The 19,224-nt window shown below is 58.7% G+C and carries 21 protein-coding genes; 1 reads left to right on the top strand and 20 read right to left on the bottom strand.

The window, feature by feature from the left end; all coding sequences use genetic code 11:
- Positions 1-135: 135 nt before the first annotated feature.
- The 18 genes from IMCC21224_RS25755 to IMCC21224_RS25670 form a co-directional block, all read right to left on the bottom strand.
- Positions 136-1,797, bottom strand: coding sequence for an N-6 DNA methylase (locus tag IMCC21224_RS25755; RefSeq protein ID WP_047998412.1), 1,662 nt, complete (start codon positions 1,795-1,797; stop codon positions 136-138).
- Positions 1,798-2,267: 470 nt separating this feature from the next.
- A complete protein-coding gene (locus tag IMCC21224_RS25745; RefSeq protein WP_047998410.1) occupies positions 2,268-2,954 on the bottom strand; it encodes a hypothetical protein in 687 nt (228 codons plus the stop codon).
- On the bottom strand, positions 2,954-4,060 hold the full coding sequence (locus IMCC21224_RS25740; RefSeq protein WP_047998409.1) for a hypothetical protein: 1,107 nt from the start codon (positions 4,058-4,060) through the stop codon (positions 2,954-2,956). The genes IMCC21224_RS25745 and IMCC21224_RS25740 overlap by 1 nt, the downstream gene beginning before the upstream one ends.
- 3 nt (positions 4,061-4,063) lie before the next feature.
- Complete coding sequence (locus tag IMCC21224_RS25735) at positions 4,064-6,355, bottom strand: sensor histidine kinase (RefSeq protein ID WP_047998408.1); 2,292 nt, start codon at positions 6,353-6,355, stop codon at positions 4,064-4,066.
- A gap of 81 nt (positions 6,356-6,436) precedes the next feature.
- Entirely contained in the window at positions 6,437-7,459 is a 1,023-nt protein-coding gene (gene virB11, locus IMCC21224_RS25730) for a P-type DNA transfer ATPase VirB11 (RefSeq protein WP_047998407.1), read from the bottom strand.
- Positions 7,459-8,883, bottom strand: a complete 1,425-nt coding sequence (locus tag IMCC21224_RS25725) for a TrbI/VirB10 family protein (RefSeq protein ID WP_047998406.1) — start codon at positions 8,881-8,883, stop codon at positions 7,459-7,461. Before IMCC21224_RS25725 ends, virB11 begins: the two co-directional genes overlap by 1 nt.
- Before the next feature lie 2 nt (positions 8,884-8,885).
- Positions 8,886-9,608: a TrbG/VirB9 family P-type conjugative transfer protein gene (locus tag IMCC21224_RS25720; protein WP_047998405.1), complete on the bottom strand. Its 723-nt coding sequence runs from the start codon at positions 9,606-9,608 to the stop codon at positions 8,886-8,888.
- Between the two features lie 5 nt (positions 9,609-9,613).
- A complete protein-coding gene (locus tag IMCC21224_RS25715; RefSeq protein ID WP_047998404.1) occupies positions 9,614-10,294 on the bottom strand; it encodes a virB8 family protein in 681 nt (226 codons plus the stop codon).
- Between the two features lie 17 nt (positions 10,295-10,311).
- Entirely contained in the window at positions 10,312-11,325 is a 1,014-nt protein-coding gene (locus IMCC21224_RS25710; RefSeq protein WP_047998403.1) for a type IV secretion system protein, read from the bottom strand.
- The gene (locus IMCC21224_RS25705) at positions 11,326-11,778 is read right to left on the bottom strand and encodes a hypothetical protein (protein WP_231582241.1); all 453 of its coding nucleotides are present in this window, start codon (positions 11,776-11,778) and stop codon (positions 11,326-11,328) included.
- Positions 11,775-12,542, bottom strand: coding sequence for a type IV secretion system protein (locus tag IMCC21224_RS25700; protein WP_047998402.1), 768 nt, complete (start codon positions 12,540-12,542; stop codon positions 11,775-11,777). The genes IMCC21224_RS25705 and IMCC21224_RS25700 overlap by 4 nt, the downstream gene beginning before the upstream one ends.
- Positions 12,539-13,651 carry a transglycosylase SLT domain-containing protein gene (locus IMCC21224_RS25695; RefSeq protein WP_047998401.1) on the bottom strand — a complete coding sequence of 371 codons (1,113 nt, stop codon included), beginning with the start codon at positions 13,649-13,651 and terminating at the stop codon, positions 12,539-12,541. The genes IMCC21224_RS25700 and IMCC21224_RS25695 overlap by 4 nt, the downstream gene beginning before the upstream one ends.
- On the bottom strand, positions 13,648-13,857 hold the full coding sequence (locus IMCC21224_RS27590; protein WP_082135475.1) for a hypothetical protein: 210 nt from the start codon (positions 13,855-13,857) through the stop codon (positions 13,648-13,650). The genes IMCC21224_RS25695 and IMCC21224_RS27590 overlap by 4 nt, the downstream gene beginning before the upstream one ends.
- Entirely contained in the window at positions 13,854-16,247 is a 2,394-nt protein-coding gene (locus tag IMCC21224_RS25690) for a type IV secretion system protein B4 (protein ID WP_197089339.1), read from the bottom strand. The genes IMCC21224_RS27590 and IMCC21224_RS25690 overlap by 4 nt, the downstream gene beginning before the upstream one ends.
- Entirely contained in the window at positions 16,222-16,500 is a 279-nt protein-coding gene (locus IMCC21224_RS25685; protein WP_047998400.1) for a type IV secretion system protein VirB3, read from the bottom strand. The genes IMCC21224_RS25690 and IMCC21224_RS25685 overlap by 26 nt, the downstream gene beginning before the upstream one ends.
- Positions 16,501-16,630: 130 nt before the next feature.
- Complete coding sequence (locus IMCC21224_RS25680) at positions 16,631-16,912, bottom strand: TrbC/VirB2 family protein (RefSeq protein WP_047998399.1); 282 nt, start codon at positions 16,910-16,912, stop codon at positions 16,631-16,633.
- 16 nt (positions 16,913-16,928) lie between these two features.
- The gene (locus IMCC21224_RS25675) at positions 16,929-17,606 is read right to left on the bottom strand and encodes a lytic transglycosylase domain-containing protein (RefSeq protein ID WP_231582240.1); all 678 of its coding nucleotides are present in this window, start codon (positions 17,604-17,606) and stop codon (positions 16,929-16,931) included.
- On the bottom strand, positions 17,566-17,880 hold the full coding sequence (locus tag IMCC21224_RS25670) for a hypothetical protein (RefSeq protein ID WP_047998398.1): 315 nt from the start codon (positions 17,878-17,880) through the stop codon (positions 17,566-17,568). Before IMCC21224_RS25670 ends, IMCC21224_RS25675 begins: the two co-directional genes overlap by 41 nt.
- Before the next feature lie 130 nt (positions 17,881-18,010).
- On the opposite strand from IMCC21224_RS25670, the gene IMCC21224_RS25665 reads away from it, so the two are divergent.
- Positions 18,011-18,589 carry a hypothetical protein gene (locus IMCC21224_RS25665; RefSeq protein WP_047998397.1) on the top strand — a complete coding sequence of 193 codons (579 nt, stop codon included), beginning with the start codon at positions 18,011-18,013 and terminating at the stop codon, positions 18,587-18,589.
- On the opposite strand, the gene IMCC21224_RS25660 is transcribed toward IMCC21224_RS25665, so the two are convergent.
- Both IMCC21224_RS25660 and IMCC21224_RS27585 read right to left on the bottom strand, forming a co-directional pair.
- Positions 18,583-18,783, bottom strand: a complete 201-nt coding sequence (locus tag IMCC21224_RS25660) for a hypothetical protein (RefSeq protein WP_047998396.1) — start codon at positions 18,781-18,783, stop codon at positions 18,583-18,585. The two genes, IMCC21224_RS25665 and IMCC21224_RS25660, sit on opposite strands and share 7 nt — an antisense overlap.
- Before the next feature lie 76 nt (positions 18,784-18,859).
- Positions 18,860-19,069, bottom strand: coding sequence for a helix-turn-helix domain-containing protein (locus IMCC21224_RS27585; RefSeq protein WP_082135474.1), 210 nt, complete (start codon positions 19,067-19,069; stop codon positions 18,860-18,862).
- Between the last annotated feature and the right edge of the window lie 155 nt (positions 19,070-19,224).

Genomic DNA, 19,224 nt, shown 5'->3' with positions numbered 1-19,224 from the left:
GGCCCTATTGATACTCAACTGTGATCGGCAAAGATTGTTCTAATCCTATCGATATGCCACAGCTTGCATCTTAAGAATTTGTCGTGATTGCACGAAAGCCAGGTCGCCATCAAAGGGGCCTAGATGGTTTTGCTGTCAGCGATGTCTGTGAGCCTTTAATTGCGTTAGTCCAGATTCCAGCAATGCTGCATCTGTATGAACATCATCGACTTTCAATGTATCAAGTAAAAGTAGATCCACGAACTGCCGAGCCTCGCTGAGATTCCCATTTCGCAAAAGTCGGTCTACACGGCAGAAAGCGGCCGAGACTGTTTTCGGATGTATGCGCGGCATCAGAACATGGATTTTTTCTGCTTCTCTTGGTTCGTGTTTTAGCGCCCCGGATCCATATGAGCGGCCGCAAATCTCGGCAGAAATCTGCGAAAAGGTCGAAAGAAGGGACAGTGAAAGGAGCTTCTGCTCGGTTTTCGAGAGCTTGTCGTTAAAATACGCTCGGTGGATCGAATTGGTGCAGTTCATTACACTTTCGTTAAGGATAAGGCGCGGCCCGTGGTGTTGCATAACTGGAAAAAACGCATCTGGGATAGAACCATCGTTCGTATGGCTCCAGATCGAACGCTTCTTGAACGTTGAACAGGTTTCAACATCAGCAACAGGATACCTTGCAAGGTAATTCGACATTGCTTGAGAAACGGAGCGTTGGTCTTTTACACTTACGAGGAAGCCCTTCCCACCACCTGAAAGCAAATTCTCATGGTCGGCGGATTCATAGGATAAACCTGGCGCAAAGTGAAATCTTGGCAGAATCCGGTCAAGTTCGCCCTCCGCGAGATTGGCGGCTTTTCGGTCGTCTTCGCCCAGCAAAAAGAAGCGATTATTACCAGTGACGATACCAATTCGAATAGATAAGAAATCCCCCAGCGAGCGCAGGCAAGATTCCTTTTGCAATTTCTGAATTACCCCTTTGGGTCCTTTAGATAGGCTATCATAAACGGATGTCCCGCAAAAAGAAACGTAAGGCTTCTTCCTTTGCTCCCACTCTTTTATGGCCAATTCCACATCTTTGACGCCATTACATTGAATCAGTGGGATATCACGCTTTTGCCGTGTGTCCTGTATTATGGTTTTGCTTTTGCAGAGAAGAACAATTGACTTTTCTTCTGTGCCTTCGAGCAAGAACTGTCGTTCTTTCAGCTCAAAAGCGCAGCAGTCCTCAAAGTTTGCGGATAAAAAGAGTCGAAGAGAAGTGGAGTAGTTTGCGTAGAGAAAGCTGCTGGGAAGCACCCACGCGTTTCTACCACCTTCCGCAGTATACAGAACGCCCAGGGCTACGAAGTATGCCCAGAGGCTTGCGCGTCGATCTAACTCCAGCCCGGAGCTCTGAAGTTGGCTTAAGACAGCTTCGCGCCGTGCAACCCGCAGCTTCCGATATGGCAGATATGGCGGATTCCCAACTACCGAGTCGAAAGCGCTCGGCCACGAGGAAGGGAACGATTGATCCAAGAAATCGCCTTCGTGAAAGCGATCCAAGTCTACCAACTGTTCAAACACCGTCGAAAGATGTGAGAACGCCAGGGGATCGATGTCACATCCGTACAACTGGCTCAGAGAGGCATTTGCATTAAAAGAGGTTAGCCGATCTAGCGCTGATCGGAGAAAGCCACACCCACCAAAGCTGGGCTCAAGGACCGTCGACTGAGGTGTTTGAATTGCCCACGCACAAATCAAATCGGAAAGAGCCTTATGCGTGTAAAACGCCCCAAGATCTTTCTTGCGGCGGGCATCTTGTTGAACCACTCGTAGCCCCCAGACTTTCTGTTTGTTGGGCGGACTGTAGCGTCAAGCCAGGGAAAATCAAAGCAGATTCCTACCTCTCGGCCGGTGATCTGGAACTCCAGTGCGAACGGTTCCGGGTTGTTGGGAGCTAGATCGGAATGTTATCAATGCCCGCTATGATCTCTCGGTTGTGGTCTTGTAAGAAGCCGGTGGACGTAAGGTCACCGGTTCGGGTATTCCTCCCGTGAACAACAGTATGCCCCTGAAAACGGGGATCTTCGGCGTCGCACTCTTGATACCGAAACCTTAGGGCTACCTGCCCGTGTCCATACTTGGTTAGAATTGCGCGCCATTGATCATCTGGCAGAATGTTAATCGGTAGCTCCATCAGGGTTCCTTAAGATGTGTAAAAGGGGAAGCCACTGTAGTGGGCCTTTACTGTAGTGGACCTTTAGAGATAAATGACCGCTCGATTTTGAGCAGGTGGTGGGTCAATGCCAGTCGTCATTCCAACAACTACGCAGAAACGTAGCGTTCCTTCCGATAGCTGGATCGGTCAAGTAGTGCTGAAGCTTATCAGACAGCGGCTTGTAGCAGAGTTCTTCGCTAACTTTGACGTGCTTCAATATTGTACGGTCGTCACGTAGGGCTGACTTCCATTGCTCCTCAAAGAAATTGGCTGCCACAACTTCGAGCAGCAGAATGGTGTCCAGGGGGAACGCAGACCATCTGGGAACTTTGAAGGAAGGGTCTAGTCGCCTATCAGCATGATAGTGTCCGCCATACTGCATGTGTAGCCTCGGACCGGATTGACCATCGTTGCCAAGGTCGAAGTGCCATCTCGGACACTCTCTTGTTCTGTCCTTGTATTCAAGTACTAACACCGTCACCCATTCATCATAGGGGAACTCTTCCCCAGTTCTTACGCAAATTTTTTCAACCATAATCAGGGGGTTAAACTTGCTCCCGTCCTGCTTGTCAGTGCATTCTGTAAATCTGATGGGCTCGCCCTTGGAGACACTGTATTCCCACGCTGTTTTTGTTCTTTCTTTGCGAAGCTGTGCTACAGCTGGAGCAATAGCATTACAGCTTTCACCTTCAAGAATACCTACTTCGACATATTTTCTCACGGATGTTTCAAGCGCCGAAGCCATCTCACGCGCACTAATCGTAGCCATTATCGCGTGATCCTGCCTTCTCGAATATCGTTTGCTACCTCTATATCGCCCTCGTCGATCGAGAGGTGGGGAAAGCGTTCCATCTCTCCTCGGATAAAGCAATCGAAGCAAATGCGTTTCTTTTCGGAGTATGGTAAAAGGTACTTATCGTATAAAGAAAGAGAATTGCGCCGCTCTGTCGGCTCTCGGCAGGTCGTGCAAGCGAATGCAAACAGTTCATCTGAGCTATTTGTCCACTTGGAAACGGCAGGTTGCAGTTCGAAACCGATTGCCTTTGCGAGCTGGTTTGCCCGTTCGGCTCCAGAAAGCGAGGTCAAGGGCACCTTCAACTGCTCCTTCGCCCATGCTTCGAGGCGGTGTCGCCAAATGCGTGGCCAGCCATCCCCAAAAACCCCTTCGTAGCCAAATCCGGACTCGAATAGATAGGACATGATACGTGCGATCTGCCCCGGCTCGGTCGCAATCCCTAGACGGGCTGCGACGTCCTCGCTTGATAGGAGTGGCCCAGCTCGCTCAATCAATTGTCTGAGTAATATTCGAGCCGCGACATGTGTGACTGAGTTCGCGTTCCTCAGATCTGTGGCAAAGCCATGAAGTGGTACTATCTCAAGTTCATCTTCTGTCAAAGAAAGCAAGTTGCCCGCAGCATTCCCAGCCTCCAGCCCGGCCGCAATGCGCTTATAGCCCTTGGCGAGGCCTAGCAATTCCCGCTGGCAGGTCGTACGGTATTTGCGATCGCTTAGCTGTCCCTTCATGTATTTCTGGTCAAACAGGTCGTGTGAAGTCTTATCTATACTATAGATTTGCTTGATGTTTTCCTCGGTGGAAACCAGGACAATTGGGAAATCCAAGTCTGGAGTTTCCAAGAGAGCCTCTCTTAGGATCTGCGCTAGGGCGCCGCCCTTGTAATTGTTCTCTGGAAGGTCCTCGTCATCAAGCCTGAAATCAAGAGCGACCAGATCAGGTCTTACGGCTAAAATTTCATCGCGCAATTTTATCGGTTCAATTGGTTCAAATCTACCGTCTATTTGCAGTTCTTTTTGCTCCAAGAGGCGCGCAATTCGCGTGCGATCTTCGGCGTTGTCGTCGATGAAGAAACCAATCATAAATCATCCACCCCTATTGAGCGTAATCTCAAATCTCGTCGAATATCCGGCCGTTACGTCGTCGGATAGCGTAGCTTCTCCCCCGTACGCCAACGCAATATCACTAACGATTTTTAGACCTAAACCTGTTCCAATACCTGAAATACTATCGCCGTCAGTCTCGGTCGTAGTGAAGAAGGCATCAAAAACTCTATTGCCGATCTTGGGATCAATTCCAGCGCCATTGTCCTCAAATGATAATTTCACAAAGCCGTCTTCCTCACGTCCCTCAACACGTATCTTAGGCTTCTTCGAATTTGTCTTTTCTAGCGCTTTTACCGAGTTCGTAAGGAAGTTAAATAGGACGGAATCGAGTTCAGACGCGTGCATCTTTGGCGCCCGAATGTCTATGGGGTCTATGTCTATTTCAAACTCAATATGCCTTTTCTGGAGGTAGGATTGGAATTGTCCCAGGAACCGTCTGACAGCCGTGTCAATGTGGACTTCTGTTAGTTCCCTGGATCGAGTTTTTGAAACCAGAGCCTCTACGTAACTGCCTAGGTCAAACATGCGATCTGTTGCAGACTTCAGGGATCTCAAGTCCGCTTCCAGCTGTTGGCGCTCAGTGTCGTCTTTCAGTCCTTCGGCGTCGATCTCAGCAACTGCCAAACTGTTGTCTACAGCATTTGTCGCGCTCTTTATCTCATGACCAAATAGACTGATGGATATGCCAAGGGAGGCTAATATCCGAAGCATGTTTTCGTACTCTAGCGATAGTTCGATCTTTTCGTCCGTTCGATCTTCGTATTCTTTTTGCTTTCGGTACAACTCTTCCAGAAATGCGGCGTTGCTTCCGGCAAGGTCATCATCACTTTGATCGTCGGAGCCTGCTTCATCGGCTTCCTGTCCGATGAGATCAGGCCCTTTGCCTTTTTTTTCGTTTGCGAGCCTCTCAAGTACGAACTCTGAGGGCTTTCGGGTGTAAGTCGGCTCAAAGTCCTGTTGGGATGCGGTAGTTTTGCGTTTACGGACGGAAGCCACGCGTGTCGCGGCCCACTCAACGCAGCGGCGACTGAAAAGTTGGAGCTCTTCAAAGGCCTCGTTTTCGACGAACCCTTCCCGAGAACTTGTTTCCTCGAGGAACGGGTTCCCTTCTTCACCAACGCTTACATGGCCGAAAAAGTTAAAGTTGTTTGCCGGCACAAGAAGATTACGACGAGCTGAATCGTACGATAACGTCAACCAATCGTCGTTCGGCTCGCCATAAGGCAAAACACGAAAGCCGTTTCTGTAAACTCGTACCCCTCCATACTTATGGCCCATTTCCTGAGCAATCTTCACGGACATTCCTGACATGAAGGTGGATAGATAAATAAAGTATGAAGCGTCCAAACATACCGGGCCGACGACAAGATATTTTTTTTCTGATCGATGTGTTTCATCGATGCCTAGTTTTTCGGATGTCACGCGGAAAGTGGCGACCCCATCTTCATCAATGGATCCGATTACTTTTGCTACGGCGTTGTTGAGGAAATTCTCCTCAATGTTCAGTTCAATTCTCTGTTGGCGACTTGAGATACCATTTATGGTCACGTTGAAGCCGTTGCTTCTCTGCCTATCATCATCCGCTTGGAATGGCGGTTGCAAGAATAGTACTGACTTCCAAACGCGTGTTATGGTTGCCTTTGTCCAGCGGTCTCTAAGGTCACCTATTTTTAGGGTTGTGCCGAAATCACCTGGATCCTTCTCAAAAGTTTCAACCTGGTGCCAGACTTGGTTGAGATCTACTCCGGCTTGGAAATTCTTATCCCATTGGAAAGAAACGCGAAGTCCGGTTGCCTCGCCCTTTTGTGCGGTTTCCAAAGTTAGAGACTTGCCGAGCCTCTGTACCGCAAATCTCCCAATTCCTTTGCGACCCGCCCGTCTCCGCTTATAGATCTCCGAGACAGGGTTGTCGCCTTTATCGTTGGTGGAAAGGCGCATCCAAGCGTTGCGAATTGTCTCAAGGTCCATTCCGACACCATTGTCAGAAATGACTAACTCGCCTCCCGGCTCGTCGTATCTTTCGAATTGGATGGCTACCTCTGTAGCATCGGCGTCGTATGCGTTTTTTATCAATTCAGAAAGAGCGGTTTCCTGCTTTCCGACCAGTTCCAAACCCAGGCGGTTGATGTGCTGAGCGTCGACGGTGAAGCGGACGGCATCTTCTGCGGTGTCCAGTAAAGCATCACTAAGCTGCGCAATCCTCTTCGGGTCAGGTTGGCTTTTCGCGAGCTCCTGAGACAGCGCAGTCTGGATTTCTTTCGTATTTTTCAAACCTTGCCCCTTTTTTTCGACGTTACTTGTAACAAAGCGGCCGGGCAATGATGGTTCGTACCGGTTGATGAATCAGAGCGTCTATTGGAGTATGCCGCTGCTTGATGAGACAGTTCTGGCTTGTTGTCCACCCGGCAGATAAAACTCCGTGATCCCCCGCTTCCCCTCGGCCCGCCCGAGCTGGACGATCACATCGATGGATTTCCGGATGTATTCGCGCACCTCGGCGAATGTCAGCGGTGTGCCGGCCTGCAGCACCATGATTGCCAGCCGGTCGATGGCGAGTTCCGCGGTTTCGGCGTGGATGGTGGAGACCGATCCGCCATGGCCTGTGTTTATGGCTTCGAGATAGGTCAGGGCCTCGGCGCCGCGCAGCTCGCCGACGATAATCCGGTCGGGGCGCATGCGGAGGGAAGCCTGAAGGAGGGCGTTGGCGCTGCGTTGTGAACCGACACCGCGGTCGGCCAGAAGGGCGACGGTGTTCGGCTGGCCGGGGAAAAGCTCAAAGGCGTCTTCGATGGTAATCAGCCGCTCGTGCTCGCTGACGTGAGTCAGAAGGTGGCGGGCGAAGGTGGTCTTGCCGGTCGATGTGCCACCGCTGATCAGGACGTTGAGCCGCGCCTCGACCAGGGTTTGCAGCGCGGCCTCAAGGTTCTCTTCGGCAAGTTGGGCGATGTTCTTCATCTTCTCGGAGCGTAGCGTATCGAGCGAGACGGCCTTGCCGAAGAGATAGGCCGGGGCGTACTCCCGGACGCTTCCAGAGGCGAAGAGCCGGATTGTGATCGAGGCACCGCGATCGATGGCGGGCGGCACTGCGACCTGGACCCGAAGAGGGCGGCCCGCATATTCCACCTTGCCGGAGACGAGGGGGTTCTTTTCAGAAACGCGGGCCTTGGCATTGCCGACGATGGTCTGGGCCATGTTGAGCGCGGTGGTCCGGTCCACGGTCTGACCTTCGTGGCGCATGGTGGCGTCCCCCGCGACCTCGAGCCAGACCTTGCCATCCGGGTTGATCGCGATCTCGACCACGTCATCGCGTCTCAGCAGGTCGCGGAACGGGTCGAGATAACGCTCGAGGTATGACGCTGGTGACGCCTGCTCCATCAGTAAATCACCACATCCCTGTCAACGAGCACAGTGACCGAGGCCCCCTGATCGACATAGATCGTCGGGGCGATCGAGACCTGATCGGCAATGACCGAACCGACCGCGTCCTGCAGATCGCTGCCGACATCGCCCAGGACGATGCTCGTGGTTTCATTGTTGGTACTTTCCGCCGCCACGGCCGGTGCCGCCCCGATCACGGAAATCAGCGCAGCTCCGCCGAAGCGTTCGGCGAATTTGGTATCGACAAGACCGGTGAGGCCCGAGCGGCCGAGTTGGTCCCCGCCCACGGCGGCGATTTCCATCGAGGTCCCGTCCGGCGTTAGGACGCGTGTCCAGACGATCAAAATGCGTTTCTGGTGCATGTCGATCCCGGATCGGTATTGGCCAAAAAGGCGCGAGCCCCGGGGGATCAGGATCCGGTCCCCGGAAAACGCCGGGACCGGTTCGGAGACGACCGCCACGACAGACCCAGGCAGATCGCTGTTGATGGCTGTCTGGAGCGCAGCCTGGATGACGGACCCTTGCGTCAGGGTGCGCTCGGGGTAAGCGAGGCGGGCGGCCTCCTGCACCTCGAGCGGGCGGGCGGTCTGCAGGAACTGCTCATTGCCGGAAAGCACCGGTCCCCCGGTGCCAGCGGCTGCCGGATCGGCGGCCGCCGCGCCAATTTGGCCACCGCGCGGCCCGTCGGCATAGACCACGGCGGGGGATTTGATCTGCGCGGTCAGAAGCTCCTCGGCGACCCGCTCGGCCTCGCGCTGACGCTGTTCCTCTTCCTGCCTGCGGCGTTCTTCGAGCAGGCGCTGATCGGCGATCAGCCCCTCACGGTCGAGCTCGGCTTCTAGCCCTTCCCGCTGCGCCCGTTCGGCATCGAGCATGGCTTGCAATCCGGCGATGCGCGTTTCGGTCTGGCGCTGCAGGTTGGCAAGCTCAGCCTCCTTCTCCGCGATAAGTGCTTCCAATGCTGTCTTCTGTTCGTCGAAGGCCTCGCGCAGATCCGCTACCGCGGACTGGATTTCCGAGTTGCGCGCGGCCTGGCTGGCGGCGAGGGCCTCGCGCAGCTTGGCGATCTCGGCCAGCACCTCGGCGCTTGGCTCGGGAGCCGGGGCGGCAGGCACATCGAGCGCTTCTTCGACGGCGATCAGCGCGTCGTTCACCCGCTGCTCAGTATCGTCGGGAGGGAACTCCAACCGTCCACCGGTACCGGGGCGGCGGTCCTGGAAGGTCTCGACATCGGAAGTCTCAAGCGCACTATCGCCCTCCTGCAGACCGGTCGCCAGGAAATACGCGACCCCGGCGCCGCCAAGGGCGAGGGCAGCGGCGAGCGCGCCGACCCCGAGGCTGTTGCCCCGGCGTTTGGATTTGCCGCGCTGGCTGAATTGATCGAGTCGGTTTTGAAGGTCAGGAGGGGTTTGCTCGGCCATGGTCAGTTGCTCACGTAGATGGCGCTCTCGTCGCGCATCGCACAGATCGCCTCATCGCCAATGCGCAGCGTCCAGTAGGTGTTCACCCCGAGCACCCGGACGGTGTTGTCTTGCTGGGTCCAGTTCACCGTGCGCTCACGGCCCTGGTCATCGGCCTTGAAGAGGGCGGGCTGGCGGCCGTTTTCCGGGAAGACGAAATACGTGTAACGTCCGTCGTCGTAGACATGGCTGGGGCGGAAGTCGCCATCGCCCGAGACGCGGTAATTGTAGTTCCTCGGCGCTTCGAAGCCTTTGGGCTGGGTAGCACCTGCCGCGCGGCGTTCCTCATCGGGGTACCGGAAGCGGACCTCGAAGAACATGCCGGTGCGGTTCGGGATCGAGCCTTCGCGCAGATGGAAGGAATAGGTGCGGCGGTTGGTGATCACCGTCATGTTGGTCGAGGCATTGGCCACATGCGGTTTGATCGTCAGCACATTACCTAGCTCCGGGATCGGATCGACCTGGAAGCTTTCGGTGTCGCCGACGATCACTGCTTCAAACCGCTCGCCAGCCCCGAAATGAATCGTGGTCGAATGCCTCAGATCCGTCTCGATCCGGTAGACCTGGTTTTCGTTATAGACGGCGGTGCGGATGCGGATGTCGAGCGGGCCGCCTTGCGGCGTGGCTTCGGCGGATGCGGCAACGGGCATGGCAAGCGCCAGGAGGAGCGCGGGCAGGAATTTCATCTTCGTCAGTTCTCCAGGGTCTCGGCGTCGACGCGGTAGGAGGTCACCACGAAGCCCAAGGGGTTGGCCCAGACGTCCTGAAGGCGCTGGCGGGTTTCGGGTTGGAAGTCGTAGCCGACGGTGGCGACGTAGGACCGGGTCACGGTGCGGGTGTCGCGCGGGCGGCGGAGCGTTCTGGTGAAACGGACCTGCGCCACCCCGCGCTCGATCTGGTTCACCGATTTTATCACGACTTCGATCTTGGCGTCGCGCCCATAGACGGTGATCGGGTAGTCTTCATTTGTGGAAGACCACAGATCGCGCAGCGTGCGCGCGGCATCCCCATCCGAGCGGTCGAGGACCGAGTTGATGCGCTGCTCGCCGTCGGTCAGGTCATAGGTCTCTCGGTCATCGACATAGGCCACGAGGTTGGCCTGGATGATCGCGTCGCTTTCCGAGAGCGTCAGGGCCTGGACAGCCGCAACCCGGTCCATCTCGCCGGTCTCCTTGTCGACCACGACCACGAAGGTCTCGGTGGATTTTAGCGGAAAGAGGCTTGCGCCCGCGACCATGCCGGCGACGCCGACCAGCACGCCCGCGGCCGCGACGAACCAGGCGAAGCGCTCGCGCCGCCTTGGCCCGTAGATGAAATCCGCCTCGAAAGCGTCGCGGTCGTGGTTCGCGGAAGGGGTTGCGGTTGTCTTCAAGTCAGTCGTCTTTCACATCAGGGTTTGCGGAAGGCCTTTGCGGCGGAGAGAAGCGCGCCGGGACTTTGGCGGATCATCTCGCCGGTTTTCACAACGCCCGCATTGGCCATCTGGTTCAGCTCGTGCGGGGATTTTCCGGTGACAAGGCGCGAGGTTGCGCCGGTGCCATACTCCCGCGTGTTAACGAACCCCTGGCGCGCGAGGCCCGTCAGACCCATGGCGTTTGAGGCGATGCCGACAACACCGGTCAGGTTGGAGGCGATGTAGGGCACCGAGGCCATGATCCCGGCGCTGAGGATCAGGATCACGAGGAAGGGCAGGATGAGACTCACAGTTTCGACATCGCCCGGGTCGGCAGAGGCGTCGCCGATGGCCTCGGCGATGGCGACGATGATGCCCGCAGCGCCTGCGGCAGCGACGGGCATAAGCGCATAGCCGATGGTGGCGCGGGTCCAGGCCTCGAAGAGGGACTGGGTTGGCTTGAAAAGCGAAGTGACGATCATGAAGGGGGCGATGACGATCATCAGCGCGAAGACGATGCGGGCGAAGGCGATGATTCCGGCGGTGACGGCGGCGAAGACGGCGGAGAGCACGAAGAAGATCGCGCCGAGGACCGCCCCGAAAACCCAGCCCGCCCGGTCGCCGATCGTGTCACCATAGGCGGTGATGCGGGCGACCATATTGTCGAGGCTTTCATAGACCCCGGCCTCGTCGCCCGACCCGGTGAGGGCCAAGATGGAGGCGCCGATAGAGTCGGGGACCTGCGTGACGATGCCATAGATCACGCTGAAATTGTCCCAGCTCTGCGCGAATATCCCGACCAGTGCGACCTTCATCCCGAAGGCAAAGCCGGTGCCGAAGGGCAGGGGGCGGAGTTGCATCACCGCGTTGATCCCGAGGAGCACGAGGAGGAGGGTGGCCCCTGCCGAGATGACATTGCCGACCGCGCCAGCGGAGGAGACAAAGCCGTCCTGCGCCACGGTGTTCACGGCGGCGTCGACCTGGCCCAGGATGTCGCGGATGACCCCCATCTACCCACCACCCTGTATCGGTGGGCAAGCCTCCATGACCTGGGCTTCCAGCGCATCGGCCTTGGCGTAGAGATCCAGCACCTTGAAGGGCAGGCGCGGGTTGTCCGAAGTCTGGAACCGGGGCAGGGCGGCAAGCGCCTGATGCCAGGTGAAGTCGTCCAGCAGGCAGGTGCAGTTCTCTGTGGCCAGTGCCTCTTCGGCGATCAGGATGCGCAGGATCGCGCGGTAACCATTGCGCAAGTATGCGGTCTCGGCCAGATCGGCGGGGGGTTTCGGGACCCGGCAGTCCTCGGCCTCGTCCCGCGCAATGGCCATCGAGCTAAAGGGCGTGTCGCTGGACGGGTTCGTGTTTGGTGTCTCGGCCAGCGCGGCATAGGGAAGGGCGCTCACGACAAGAGCTGCGAGACCAAGTGACCGAAACTCGGGGAGTTGGCAGAACAATCTCATCTTCATGGATCCACCGCCATCGAGCGGAACTTGCGCTCATCCGCGAGCGTTGCGGCATCGACGACGCCAAGCTGGCCTGCGCTCACGCCCTGGGCCGCTTCCAGCCGCCAGATCTGCGTCAGGATGATGCCGAGCTCGGCGGTGACGCGGGTGTTGAGATCGACGGCGGCTTTCAGCCCGTCCTGATCGTCGATGAGCCCCACCATGGTCTCTAACCGTTCGAGGCTCTGCCCCGCTTCTTCGTGGCTTTCTTGTGCGGCGACCGACAACATGGCGCTGGCCCCGGCCGAGGTGGCGATGCGGTTGTCGGCAGGCTGCTCGGAGCTTGAGAGTGTCCCCAATCGTTCCGAAGTAAACCCGCTGCCAGACAGCACCCGCTCGACCGAGGCCGAAAGCTCAGCGCCGGGATTGAAGCCGCTCAGAAAGTCCCCGCTGGCCAAGGACTGCGCGGTGTTGAGGGGGGCCACCAGCTTGCCTCGCAGCGCGCGGAATTCCTCGACCGTGGCGAAGAGCTCGCCAAGACCGCTGCCTTCGATTAGCGAAGTCAGCTGCGCCTCAAGGTTCGTCAATTGCGACAGCTGGGTTTCCAACTCCAGCCGCATGGTGGCGAGCTGCTGCATCTGGACGTTCAGGTCCTCGGCCATGTGTTCGAGCTGGGCCACGAGCTGGCCAAGCTGTGAGCCATCAAAGGTCGGCACGCCTTGGGCCGTGGCGGGCAAGGAAAACCCAAGCGTGGTGACCGCAGCCACGGTCAGGAGAAGCTGTCTCATTCGGGAACTCCCATCTGCATGAAGTCGCGCTCGGCCAGCCGGTCGGCGACGAGGTGCTGCGCATAGGCCGCCTCGCGTTGCTGGTTGGCGGCCATCAGCCGGACGCGGAGATTGAGGATGCGGCCGATCTCGGCCTTGGCGTAGGTGTTGAGCTCCCAGGCCGCCTTGGCATTGGGCTGCGCGTCGATCTGCAGGATGATGGCGCGGAGCCGATTGATGACCTGTTCGGTCGTGGCGGAACTGTCGGCGGCGTAATAGACGCCGGCCTCGGAGATGCTGGCATATTCGGCCAGCGTAAAGTCCGAGGGCGAGAGCGTGCCAAGCGCGTCGGCGCCGCCCACCACGGCCAGGTATTCGTTGTAGAATTTGGAGATGTTGCGCACGTAGCCTTGGGTCTCGGCAAAGGGAGGCACGCCGCCATATTCGATGACCCGGCCAGGGCCCGCGTTATAGGCGGCGAGCGCATGGGGGATATTGCCGAAGCGGTTAAGCTGGGTGGTGATATAGCGCGCGCCGCCGCGCAAGTTGTCCTTCACGTCATAGCGGTCGACGCCAAGATCGGAAGCCGTGCCGGGCATGAGCTGGGTCAGGCCATAGGCACCGACCGGGCTTTGTGCTGTGACGTTGAAGCGGCTTTCCTGCTTGATCAGGGCCTGGAAGAGGCAGCGCCACTGGGTGGCCGAGAGACCGGCGCGGGCCACGCCGGGGGCGCCTGCGAACTCGCCCGCGACCTCGACGATCATCATTTCTACCGTCTCGCGCCCCTCACCGAAGAGGCGGCTGTTCATGGGGCTTGCATCGGTATTTGGATAGACCGCCGCCACGCCGAAATCCGCATTGCCCTCGAGCGCGCGGATATCGAAGCCGGGCCCGGTGATGGCCGCCGTCATCTCCTCAAGGACGCGCAGCTGGTCGGCCTGCACATCGGCCAACGTCGTCTCGATGCGGTCCTTGTCCTGCTGGACGCCCAGATCCTCGGCGAGTGCTGTCACCCGCGCGATGGCGCGGCCAATGGCGGAGTTGTCCTGGGTCGGCACGCCCTGGGCAAGCGCGGGTAGGGTGCCGAGGCCGAGGCAGAGCCCAGCGGATATGATCGCGGCGCGGCTCATTCCGGACGGGGCAGGGTCTCGAAGGTGCAGTCGGCTTTGGCAGTTTCCTGAACCGGTGCGCCCATGGTCGAGAAGGCGAGCGCGGACCGCGTCACCTGCGGCTCACCATTGCGTCCGAAGCAGGGAGAGGTTTTCTCGGTGTATTTCTCGCAAGCCGAGAGAAGGCCCACGGTAGCGCAAAGCGCGAGGAGGGGTTTTGAATTCATATCACATGTCTCCAGAAATCAGGATTGGCGCGCCAATCGGCGGACACGCGGGCTTCGCCAGTGACGCCGCCGCCAAGGATGGGAAGGAGATCGCCAAGCGCGGAGAGGTCCGCATCGACAAAGATACTTTCGCCCGCCGAGCGAACGAGCGCGATACGCTGGCCGATGGTGGGCTGGACGAGAAGGGCCGCCTCCTTGGCATTCACGCGCAGGAAGTCATAGTCCGAGACGGTGGCGCGATCGTTCGGGAAGAGGATTTGCGTGGGTACCGTCTCGACGATGGTCTTGCCGACGCGGCTGTCGCGCAGCTGGCTCGGATACTGCGTCATCATGATAACGACGCAGTTCATCTTCCGAAGCGTGACCAGCCAGTTTTCCAACCGCACCCCGAAATAGGGATCGTCGAGAAGCTTCCAGGCCTCGTCGAGCACGATGATTGTGGGGCGCCGATCTTCCACCAGCCGTTCGATCTGGCGGAAAATGTACGAAAGCACCGCCATGCGCTCGGTGGTCATGTCGAGGATCTCGGTCATGTCGAATCCGATGATGTCGCCGGACATCTTGAGACCGCGCCCGTGCTCAGGCTCATCGAAGACCCAGCCGTAGCGCCCGCCCGGAGCCCATTCGGCGACGCGGGATTGCAGCTCGCCGTCATCATCGAGGGACTGGAACAGGGTCTCGAAACTCGCGAAGCGCCTGAGCGAACCCTCTGCATGGGCATTTTGCGAAACCGCGCTCTGGATGTGGCGAGATTGCTCGCCGGTGAGGGTTCCGCCCCGGGTAAGAAGGGTTGAAAGCCAGTCGGAGAGCCAGGCGCGGCCACGTTCATCGATTTCGGTATCGAGAGGGTTCAAGCCGGACGGCACGCCGGCACGGATTTCGTTGTAGCGGCCGCCAAGCGCGCGAACGGCCATCTCGAGGCCGCGATCCTTGTCGAAGAAGAAAAGCCGCGCGCCGACCCGCTGCGCTTGGGCCGCGAGGAAGGCGGTGGTCAACGTCTTGCCTGTGCCGGTGCGTCCCAGAACGAGCGTATGGCCGACGGTCGGTTCCTTGCCGGGGCTTCCCGCCTCATGGAAATTGAAGCGGTAGCCCGAGGTGCCGACTGTCGGCAGCACCGAGATGGTCTGACCCCAGGGCGACTGGTCCGGGCGACGTCCCTCGACGCTGCCATGGAGGGCCGCGAAGTCGGCGAAGTTGATCGAGGAGATCGGCGTCTTGCGGGCGCGGTAGCCGAAGTTACCGGGGGATTGCGCGAAGTAGGTGGCTTTCAGCGCCATGTTTTCGCGCACAATCACCGACATGATTTCCTGGCCGACGCGCTTGATCTGGGCGGCGGCGCGCTCGAGCGTGTCACGGTCTGGCGCATAGACCGCGATCGACAGGTGATGGTCGCCAAAGGCGATGCGGCCTGCTTCCTGATCGTCGGCAGCTTGACCGAGCTGTTCGCGCAAGGAGACAGCCGCGTCGTCGGAGGCATGCATCTGGCGGATGATGCGCTGGATGCGTTCGGCCATGATGTTGTTCGGGATCGGGCTGAAGGAGTTCGTCAGCACGATGTCGAGAGGCAGGTCGAGCGCGTCGAGCAGCGTGACGTCCGTGAGGGCCGGATAGGTTTTCATCGAAAAGAGCGCGCCGTATTTTACCCGCCCAGTCACGGCGTCGGTCAAGGTGACGACGTCGCCGTCAAAGGTGGCGCGGCAATTGCTCAAGGTATGTGAAAGGGGCAGGGCATTTTGCCCGAAGGCGATGGGGGAGAATGCCCCAGCGTTCAGCGTGTTGAGATAGCCAAGCCATTCGCCGCCCTTGCGGGTTAGCCGGACCGGGTTGGCCGAGGCAAGCGCCACCTCGAAGAATCCCATGACCTCATTCAGCTCCTGCATGCGCGTCGCGCGGTCCTTGACCCAGGCCTTGCGGGCCAGCGCCCGTAGGAATGGAATGCGGGCCGAGATATCGGGGCGCCGGATGACGCTGAGATAGAGCTGACGATTGGCCGGGCGCAGGTCTTTGACATGGGCCTGCCAGCGCGTGTCGATAGCGGCGGCAAAGCTGTCCCCCTCGATGGGGCGCATTCCGAGATCCTGCGGCACGGAGATGCGGTGGATGTAGAAGCCGAAGGCATTGCCGGTCTGGGCGACGATGGCGGCGACCGCGCGTTTGAGCGCGTCGAGCCGGGCATCTTCCGTGGTCATCGGGTTCAAACCATCAAGGCGCAGGGTCGCCATGAGGTCGCCCTCGCGAAGCACCATGACATCGTCATCCGCCAGCGCGAAGTACGGCAGGTGCTCCGCGAGATAACTCTCCCGCGCGAACTCCCCGCCGCCGGCCTGAAGCAGAGCGGTTCCGTGAGTGGAAAGTGTGCCCGCATCAAGCGCCAAAGCTGTCGCCTCCATGCAGGCTGCGGTTTTTCGTCGGGCGCACCGATCCATAGGAGACGCGCAGCACCTCGAAGAAATGCGGCTCGCGGTCAGCGACGAACCAGAGGATTGGATAGGCGACGAGCCCGACCAGGAAGAAGACCATCGACTTCGTCCAGATGAACGGCAGAACGACCCCGGTCGCCAGCACCACGAGGTACCCGACAGGGAGACCCAGATACTTGGGCGGACGGGCGAGGCCCAGAAAGAGGGGGGATCGTTCTGCCACTTCGATGCTTCCCTGCTTAGCGATGAAAATGAATCCGCAGGTCGGCTCGAGGCAGCGTTTCCGAAGCAGAACGAGTTCGAGGCGACTGGAGGATGCAAGATTGCAGGGAAGTCATCAATCGGCCCTCTTCTCAGGAGAAGCCGTCGACGATGGTGCCAGCCGAGAAAATCAGCACGATCCCGATGATGACCGAGGCGAACCAGCCCCAGTTGAGCCGTCCCATCATGCACATGAAACCGGTGCCGATGACCGCAAGCGTCGCGACCGCGATTCCGATCGGACCGGTCAGCGCGGCCTCGACGGTTTCCAGCATGGTCTGGATCGGTGACAAGTCCTGCGCGAAAGCGGGCGTTGCGAAAGCCGCCAGGGTTGTGGTGGCAGGCAAGAGGCGGCTGAGGCGATGTCTGAGCATGCGAAGTTCCCTTGTTTTACTGAAGATCGATGAGGACGGGCGCGCGGGCTGGAACCCCTTCTGCGACGCGGATGTCCGGAGCGGAAGCGGGAGGGCCTGCCAGCCGGGACCGGATCCGGTGAATGCGCGCGATGTAGTCGCGGGTCTCGGTGAAAGGCGGGATGCCGGAATACTCGACCACCCTGTGCGGCCCGGCATTATAGGCTGCCAGCGCCAGGTCGATGTCCTTGAACGTGGCGAGCTGGGCGAGCAGGTAGCGCGCCGCGCCATCGAGGTTCTGGGAGGGATCGCGCGGGTCGACCCCGAGTGCGCGCGCCGTGTCCGGCATCAGCTGGCCCAAACCATAGGCGCCCTTGGGGCTGACGGCGGTCGGATTGTAGCTGCTTTCGGCCTCGACCAGGGCGCGGAAGAGGATCTGCCAGGCGTCCGCATCGAGGTCGACCTGCCGCAGGGCGCGGTTTCCCTTGTGGCGATCTGCCGTGGCGTCGATCAGGGAGAGGATGCCGTCGCGACCGGAAGGCGGCGTGGCGTCCAACGAGGCCAGAACGACTTCCGCCTCAGCACTATCACCCAGCCCCGCCCAGGCAGGTGGTTCGCCATGAAAGATCCAGCCGGATGTCCGGGCCGTGCCGTCACGACCGAAGGCGATGACGTCAGCCGCGCTCCTCGAGGGTGATGCTGTAATCAGGACCAAAGCGCAGATCGTGCCCGTCACCGAACTCGAGATGATGTTTGAAGAGCCCCGGCCATATGTTGAAATACCGCGGTTCTGGCCCATGTGGGGTAATCCGGGTCGAGACCAGAATGGCTTCCGGCTCGCCCGTGCGCAGATAGATGCACTGGTAGCGCGGCTTGCCATCGTCCGTGAACCCCACGAGTTCATACCTGCAGCGGAACGCAACCTTCTTTTTCTGAAGGTCTTTGACCCCATCGAGTGTGATCAAGATCTGATTACGCGCTATCGGCATTTGGACTCTCCCCGTGAGAGTCCTTCTACTTCACTGCACTAAGGCCATAAAGACATATAGAGTCAATACGACATATTGCAGAAAAATACAATTTGTGGGATAGTCAATCCAACTTTTGCGGGAGAGCGGCATGAAACGACAGGTCTTGGCGGCGATAATCGGAGTGTTGGGAGCTCTTGGGGTGCCCGAGAAAGCGCAAGCCTATGACATCGACTGCGCCATCATGCTCTGCATGGCGGGCGGCTTCCCCCCGAGTGCTGTCTGCGCACGGGCCTATCGCACCATGATTCGTCGGATCACACCCTGGCCGAGCCTGCCACCCTTCGGGGTCTGTACCTTTGCCCATGTGCCGGTTGATCTGGGTGGCCCTGGTGGCGAGGGTGAACTCGACACCAATCTGCCGGAATACGAATGGCTGAACCGCACCCATGTGATCTGGTTCACCGGGCGATCTTACAGAACCCGCGACGATCCGAGGCAGTGGGACTGGTCGATCCGCTCCTGTGACCGTGAAAACCGGACCTGCCGCTACATTCAGCGAGTCTATGGATCCCACACGCCCTGGCCCGCGGCATTCGTCTCGGAAAGTGGACAAGAGATCGCCTACCCGACCAATGGAGGCCTTTGGCACTTCTATTCCCGCAGCATCATGGTCGAATACGGCGACTACGAGGGGAACATGGGTCACTCGGAGTGGTTCTCTTACTGATCCTCGCCACCCGGCAGCTTGACTGAAAACGGCCGCACGATGACAAGTCTGACGTCGTAACTTTCCGGATCGACTAACTGGCGGCGACTCACGGATCCATCGTTCCAGCGGTAGTCGGTGAACACGTGGGTTTCCTGCGTTCCGTCGATGATAAACCCTTCCTGAAAGGGCCAGCCTGTTTTTTTCTTGCGCATAGAACTCCTGCCATACCGTTAGACTAGCGATTGCGGCGTATCGGGACCGAACCGATCAATGGCTGGCAGGAAGCAGCTAGCGTTTTGTAAAGAGTTCGGCGGGGTCGACCTTCAGGGCCTTCGCGATGCGTTCGAGCAGATCGAGCGACGCCGCGAACCTTGCGTTCTCGACCTTGCCCATATGGCCGCGGCTCACATCGGCCCGATGAGCAAGCTCCTCCTGGCTGAGGCCGCGGGCGCGTCTCAAGTCCTGGATGTTCAGTGCTACACGGTCCCGCAAGTTCATGCCCGCAAGACGGACATGATGCGCGAGATATCGCCACGCGATATATGTTACATTTGGAGGTGCAGAGAAGAAATCTTGGAGCGGCGCGAGATCGCCGGAATGGGATGCCTGCCGATACGCAGGTCACGGGATGATCCGTATCTCAAACATTCTGG

This window comes from Puniceibacterium sp. IMCC21224, assembly GCF_001038505.1.
Lineage (GTDB): Bacteria > Pseudomonadota > Alphaproteobacteria > Rhodobacterales > Rhodobacteraceae > Puniceibacterium.
The sequence above is the reverse complement of the archived record's forward strand: the minus strand, read 5'-3'. Positions and strand labels throughout refer to the sequence as shown.